Here is a 6,346-nt window from a genome sequence, read left to right as displayed (position 1 = left end):
CCGAAGGTCGAACCCACGCCTCCCCCCGCGCCGGAGGCCCTCGCCGCGCCCGTGCAGGAGCCGCCTCCCGTAGCCGCCGTCGAGGAGCCCCCGCCAGCGAAGCCAGAGCCGCCCGCCGTCAAGGCCGTGGCCGTGAAGACCGTCCGCGACAACCCGGCGCCCAAGCGCACGGAGTCCGCGAGTGAGTCCGCCGTGCGGGATCAGATCCTCTCCACCGTGAGACAGGTCGAGAGCAGTCCCCTGTACGCCGACAACAAGGTCCACAAGGGGCTCACCCAGCAGGCCGCGCTCAACTACCTGGACAAGCAGATCAAGCGGCTGGAGAACGCGGACGACTCCGTGGGCCGCGCGGAAATCCTGGGCGACCTGCGCGACTGGAAGCAGCGCTACCTCAAGTAGCCGCCACGCCATGACCGCGCCCCCAGGTCCTGCGCTGCTCGCGGTGGACCTGGGACTGCGCTGCGGACTCGCCCGCTTCGGCGCGGACGGGCGGCTGCGGTGGTACCGCTCGCAGAACTTCGGCACGCACGCGCGGCTCAAGCGCGCGGTGCCCGCCGTGCTCCAGGACGCGTCCCCGCTCGCGTGGCTCGTGCTGGAGGGAGGTGGCCCCATCGCGGACGTCTGGGAGCGCGAGGCCCTGCGCCGCGCCCTGCCCGTCCTGCGCGTGGCCGCGGAGGACTGGCGCCACCGGCTGCTCTACGCCCGGGAGCAGCGCAGCGGCTCGCAGGCGAAGGACGCCGCGGATGGGCTCGCGCGGCGGGTCATCGACTGGTCCCACGCGCCCCGCCCCACCTCGCTGCGCCACGACGCCGCGGAGGCCATCCTGCTGGGCCTGTGGGGCGCGCTGGAGGTGGGCTGGCTTCCGCAGGTGCCCGCGGAGGTGCGGCGCTGACGGCCCGCTACTTCACCGACAGGCACGCCACCGGCTGCGCGATGGCGTTGCGCGCGCGCTCCTCGCTCACCAGCGCGTAGCCCGCCAGGTCCTGCAACAGCATGTCGCGGTTCTGCCGGATGAGGCTCGCGTTCTTGCACGCCTTGATGTCGCCGTAGAACCCGTACGGCGGCAGCGCGAGCTGCAGCTCCGCCAGCTCCGACAACTGCAGCTCCCCCAGCTCGCGGCCAAAGAGCTTGCGGGCCGCGTCCTCCACGCCGACGACGCCGCGCTCGAAGCGGATGATGGACAGGTCGTAGGCCACGAGCTGGTCCTTCTGGAAGAAGGCGTGCAGCCGGTGCGCGGCCACGGACAGCTGCAGGTCACCCTCGATGCCCATCTCCCGCGCGATGCGCATCGCCAGCCACCGCTCGCAGGAACCGTCCCCGGGGGGCGCCGAGCCCAGCGTCACGCCGGCGAACAGGCGCCAGGCCCATGCGCGCCCGTCCTCGCGCGGCGTCTGGAAGTAGGTGGGGCATTCCATCTGGCGGATGTAGAGCGCCACCAGGTCCTTGGGCATCCGCGAGAAGTCCGGCCGCGTGAACGTCACCGCCGCGCGCTCCCGGCCGCCCTGGTCCATCCGGCCGACCAGCACGCTCATGCGGTCGCCCTCGATGCGGTGGCGCAGCTGGCTCTCGACGTCGAATTCGCTCTCCAGCCGCGGCAGCTTGCTGGCCGTGTACAGGTACGTGAGCGGAATCACCACGCCGGCCAGGCCGACAAGGAACATGAAAAGCCAGAACACAGTCTTCACAAGGCAGACTCTAGCAGGGCAGGCACGCGCCAGGAGGACGGGTTAGAAAGCCCCCATGAGCGACTGGCACACCGCCACCGTCACCGCCCGCACCCCCGCGGCGGATGGCCTCACCGACTGGGTGCTCGACATCGGCGGGACGCCACTCGTGGGCTCGCACGCCCAGCCGGGCCAGTACGTCCAGCTGCGCCTCCCCGGTGGGGAGCCAGGCATGTTCGCCATCGCCTCGCCGCCCGCCCCTGCCGGCACGCGGTGGGAGTTCCTCCTCAAGGACGAAGGCGCGCTGCCCTCCGCGCTGCTGCACCTGCCCGTGGGCGCGCGCGTGGAGGTGAAGCGTCCGGAGGGCCCCGGCTTCCCCATGGAGAAGGCGCGCGGCCGCGACCTGCTGCTGTTCGCCAGCGGCTCCGGCATCTCCGCCATCCGCCCCGTCATCGCCTGCGTGCGGCAGGAGCGCCACGCCTACGGCCGGGTGACGCTGTACTTCGGCGCGCGCACGCCCGTCAGCTTCGCGTACCAGCATGAGCTGGAGCAGTGGAAGGCGGACGGCGTGCGAGTGCTGTGCACCGTGAGCCGCCCCGGCGCCAGCGGCTGGCAGGGCCTCACCGGCTACGTGCAGGCCCACCTGGGCGAGGAGCGGCTGGAGCACGCCATCGCCTTCGTGTGCGGCCCCGCGGACATGGTGCAGGACGTGATGGCCCAGTTGGCCCAGCGCGGCGTTCCGAGGAGCGCCGTGTTCCTCAACTACTGAGCCGCTGCCGCCCCGCGCGGCTCCACGGTGGGCGACGCGTAGCGCACGCCCACCACCACCGCCGCCGGGTCACTCTCCTGGCTGCCCACGGTGTTCACGCGCGTCCATGCGGCCACGCCTACCAGACGTCCATCCGGTGAGAAGCGCACGCGCCGCACGGACCAGCCGAACTCCAGCTCGCCCTTCGGCGCCTGCTCCGCCTCGGTGAAGAGGTACACGCGCCGGTCCCACCCACCCGACGCCAGCGAACGCCCGTCGGGGGAGATGGCCGCCGTGGACACCACGCCGTGGTGCAGCTCCCACTTGCGCAGCACCTTGCCGGAGGCCGCGTCCACCAGCGCACCCGCGTTCCATGGCCCCTGCGGCTCCTCCACGCCCTTGCGCTCGCGCTGGTACACCGCGAGCGTGCGCTCCGCCTTCTCCTGGCTGAACGCCACCCCCAGCCGCTGTCCGCGCGCATCCACGGTGAGGTCGTTGACGTGCGCCGGGAAGGTGAAGTCCAGGCGCGGCGACAGCCCGCGGGACGTCACCGCGGCAGCGCCTTCCGTCGCGCCGCCCTTCAACGTGAGGATGGCCTCCGCCGTCGTCTCGTCGAAGACCGTGTCCACGCGCTCGCTGAAGGGCGCACCCAGCACGCCCTGGATGCCCTGGGGCACGCACGCGTCACACACCGCCACGTCCACGCCTGGCAGCGTCAGCGCCTTGAAGCGCAGCGTGCGTCCGCGCGACAGCCGCGCGACGGTGTTGCCCAGCGCGCCCGGCACGGTGACGGTGTCCTTCAGGAACGCCACGTCGATGCCGGACGCCGTCGCCGCCGCCGTGGTGAGCACCACCACCGGCGTGCGCGAGTCCAGCGCCAGCACCACCGGCGGCCCGCTGTCCACGCGCCCCTGCAGCGCCGCGAACCCGCCGCGCCGCTCGAAGTGCGTGCGCGCCGCGTCCGGCTTGAGCGTCTGCTCCGGCGTGTCCGACGCGCGCACGTGGCCGTCCCAGCCCCCCGAGTAGAGGGTCCCGCCCGCCGTGAACGCCAACGCGCTCACCGGCCCCGTGTGCAGCCGGGCCTCCGCGGCGAACGTCAGCTCCGGCACCGACACGAGCGACACCAGGCCCTGGGTGCTGCCCACCGCCAGCCACTTGCCGTCCGGATGGAAGGCCACCGACACCAGCGGCTCCTCGGTGGCGAGCAGGGCCCGCTGCGCTCCCGTGGCCACGTCGAACAATTGCACCGCGCCGCTGCGGCTCACCGTCGCCACCAGGGCACCGTCGGGAGCGAAGGCCACGCCCTCCGGATCGAACTCGGAGGCGTTCACCAGGGCGTCGAACCGCTGGGTGGGCGCGGCCGTGCCTGTCGCGGCCCCCAGGTCCCAGACGGTGAGCCGCTGACCGATGGTGCCGTTCGCGAAGCGCGTGTACGCGACGAGCGGGCTTCGGGGCGCGAAGTCCACCGTCCAGATGACGTCCTTGCGGTTGAGGACGGTGGGCGTCCCGTCGAAGCCCTCCACCGCGCCGGAGAGGAAGCCTCCGGGCGTGGACTCCAACCGGCCCAGCGTGTCCGGCCCCAGCCCCGCGGGCGCGTGCGCGCAGCCCGTGAGCGCCAGCGCGCTCGCGAGAACGAAGCCCCCTGCACGCAGGCTCATGAACCCGAGCCGCGGACGGCGGCCTTCTCCTTGTCCACGTTGATCTCGTTCACGCCCTTGTTGTCCACGGACAGGAGGAACAGCTGCTTGTCCGCTTCCCGCTTGTCGTTGAACGAGGTGCGGCCGGTGGCGCCGTCGAAGTCCTTCAGCCCCGCCAGGGCCTCGCGCATCGCCGCGCGCGAGTTGGGCCGCTGCTTGTCGATGACCTGCCGCACCATGCGCGCCGAGTCGTAGCCGATGGCCTCCAGCAGGCCCGGGTCGCGGCCCATCTCCTTGTACGCGTCGCGGTAGGTCTTCACGAACTTCTGCGTGGCCGGCCGCTGCGAGTCCACGAAGAAGCCGTCCACGTACACCGAGCAGGTGACGAACTTGCCGCCGCGCTCCAGCAGCTCCGGCAGGCCCGAGCGGCCCTTGGGGCTGGACCACTGGTTGGTGCCGAAGAGCGTGACGGTCTTCAGGTCCTTCTTGCCCGTCGTCTTGCGGATGCGCTCCAGGTCGCGCGGGTCGCACGCGTTGGTGACGATGTCCTCCACCGCGAGCGCGGGCGTCACCAGGCTCACCCGGCGCCAGTCGTCCGGGATGAAGAGGCCCTCGAAGTCGATGATGGGCTCCACGCCGCTGCGGGCCTTCTCCATCGCCTTGCGGCGGCGGTACGCGTCCGTGATGTTCTCACCCTGCACGTCGCGCACGGCCTCCGCCCAGTCGCCGCGGTCCTCCAGGTAGTAGCGGCCCACCAGGCGCTTGGCCTCGCCGGTGAACGTGGTCTGGTCGTAGGAGTACGACTCCGCGCCGCGCACCGCGCCACCGCGCGACACCACGTCGTCCCAGAACTCGTTCGCCAGCTCCACGCCGTAGGGAATGTTCGGGTAGAGCACCGCGAACTTCTTGTAGCCCTTCACGTTCATCGCGTAGTCCGCGATGGCGCGCGCCTGCGCGGAGTTCGTCAGCATGTTGCGGAAGACGTACGGGCCAATGTCCGTGATGCCCTCCTGACGGCTCAGCGTCAAAAGCGGCACCTGGAGCTCTTCGGCCAGCAGCGCCGCGCGCTTGGTGTCATCCACCAGCAGCGGGCCCATGGCCGCGATGGCGCCGTCGTCGAACGCCAGCTGCTCCATCGCCTGGCCCGTCTTGTTGACGTCGCCCTGCGTGTCCTTCACCACCAGCTCGATGTCGCTGCCCTGCAGGCCCAGCTTCACGCCGCGCAGCACCGCTTCACCAATGGGCTGGTAGCGGCCCGTCATGGGCAGCAGCACCGCCACGGTGCGCGGACGCACCTCCACGCGGCGGGTGGCGCGCGCGAGCAGTTCCTTCGCCTGCGGCGCGAAGGTGCTGTTGGGCGCTTCGCGCAGGTACGTCTGGAGCGTCTCCTCCAGGCGGGTCCAGTCGCGCAGGTGGTAGTAGATGCGCGCCAGCTTGAACTGGAGCACCGGCCACGCGGGGTTGGACGGGGACAGCCCCTCCTGCACGCGGGCGATGTCCAGGAAGCTGGCGCGGCCCTCCACCAGCTTCTCCACCTTGTCCACCGCGGCGGTCTTCTCTTCCTGCGTCTGCGCGTCGCCCGCGTCCTTCACGGCGGACGACAGCGCCTGGGTGAACAGGCCCGCGCCTTCGGCCGCGCGCGCGGCCTCCTTCAGCAGCTGCTCCTTCTCCGCCCCTGTCGCGCGCTCCGCCAGGCTGGTGAGCGTCTGGTACGCGTCGCGGTAGGCGCCCACCTCCATGGCGGAGACGGCCAGCTTGTGCTTGGCGTCCTCGGCCTGGGTGTAGAGGGGGTTTTCGAAGAGCAGCTCGTTGAAGGTCTTGCGCGCGTTCGCGTAGTCCTTCGCCTCGAAGTAGAGGACGCCCGCGTTGTAGAGCGCGTCCTGGCCGGCGGTGGTGGCGGGGTACGCCTTGCGCACGGACAGGTAGGTCTCCGCGGCCTGCTTCTTGTCCGGGTTCGCCTGCGCCTGCGTGCGGGCCTGCGCGAGCGCGGCGTTCGCGGTGGCGTCCTGCTTCGCCTCCACGCGTGGGCGGTTGTTCTGGGCGGTGTCGTCCCCGGAGGTGTCGTCCCGGCTGTCGGTGCGGGAGGGCGTCTTGGGGCAGGCGGTCAACGTCAGGGCCAGCGCGGCGACGAGCGCGCGGCGCGATGCGGAGAGGACTTCCATGGCGAGGTGCATAGCAGCGCGGGTGCGGCTCCGTCGACACTTGAGCGGGGGGAAGATTCCCCTGGAACGTCCGCTTCAGTGCACCTCGCGTGCCCGCGTGCGTCACCGAGGGGGAGCACCCTCCCCTCCCCCACT

Annotated in this window: 5 protein-coding genes and 1 pseudogene; 3 read left to right on the top strand and 3 right to left on the bottom strand. The window is 71.7% G+C overall.

All coding sequences use genetic code 11. The features are described from left to right. Both D7X32_RS27050 and D7X32_RS27045 read left to right on the top strand, forming a co-directional pair. Positions 1-399: pseudogene (locus D7X32_RS27050) on the top strand (serine/threonine protein kinase); the annotation flags it as partial. A 10-nt stretch (positions 400-409) separates the two neighbouring features. Continuing rightward, positions 410-892 carry a hypothetical protein gene (locus tag D7X32_RS27045; protein WP_120605462.1) on the top strand — a complete coding sequence of 161 codons (483 nt, stop codon included), beginning with the start codon at positions 410-412 and terminating at the stop codon, positions 890-892. A gap of 7 nt (positions 893-899) precedes the next feature. Here D7X32_RS27045 and D7X32_RS27040 read toward each other — a convergent pair whose 3' ends face one another. Then, on the bottom strand, positions 900-1,685 hold the full coding sequence (locus D7X32_RS27040; protein ID WP_120605461.1) for a transglycosylase domain-containing protein: 786 nt from the start codon (positions 1,683-1,685) through the stop codon (positions 900-902). Positions 1,686-1,740: 55 nt separating this feature from the next. Here D7X32_RS27040 and D7X32_RS27035 point away from each other — a divergent pair, with 55 nt between their 5' ends. Then, positions 1,741-2,433: a ferredoxin reductase domain-containing protein gene (locus D7X32_RS27035; RefSeq protein ID WP_120605460.1), complete on the top strand. Its 693-nt coding sequence runs from the start codon at positions 1,741-1,743 to the stop codon at positions 2,431-2,433. Here D7X32_RS27035 and D7X32_RS27030 read toward each other — a convergent pair. Together D7X32_RS27030 and D7X32_RS27025 are read right to left on the bottom strand one after the other, a co-directional pair. Beyond that, positions 2,427-4,070, bottom strand: a complete 1,644-nt coding sequence (locus D7X32_RS27030; RefSeq protein ID WP_120605459.1) for a WD40 repeat domain-containing protein — start codon at positions 4,068-4,070, stop codon at positions 2,427-2,429. The genes D7X32_RS27035 and D7X32_RS27030 overlap by 7 nt on opposite strands. Next, the gene (locus D7X32_RS27025; protein ID WP_244239197.1) at positions 4,067-6,211 is read right to left on the bottom strand and encodes a penicillin-binding protein activator; all 2,145 of its coding nucleotides are present in this window, start codon (positions 6,209-6,211) and stop codon (positions 4,067-4,069) included. Before D7X32_RS27025 ends, D7X32_RS27030 begins: the two co-directional genes overlap by 4 nt. Positions 6,212-6,346: the final 135 nt, after the last annotated feature.

This window comes from Corallococcus carmarthensis (assembly GCF_003611695.1).
Classification (GTDB): Bacteria; Myxococcota; Myxococcia; order Myxococcales; family Myxococcaceae; genus Corallococcus; species Corallococcus carmarthensis.
The sequence above is the reverse complement of the archived record's forward strand: the minus strand, read 5'-3'. Positions and strand labels throughout refer to the sequence as shown.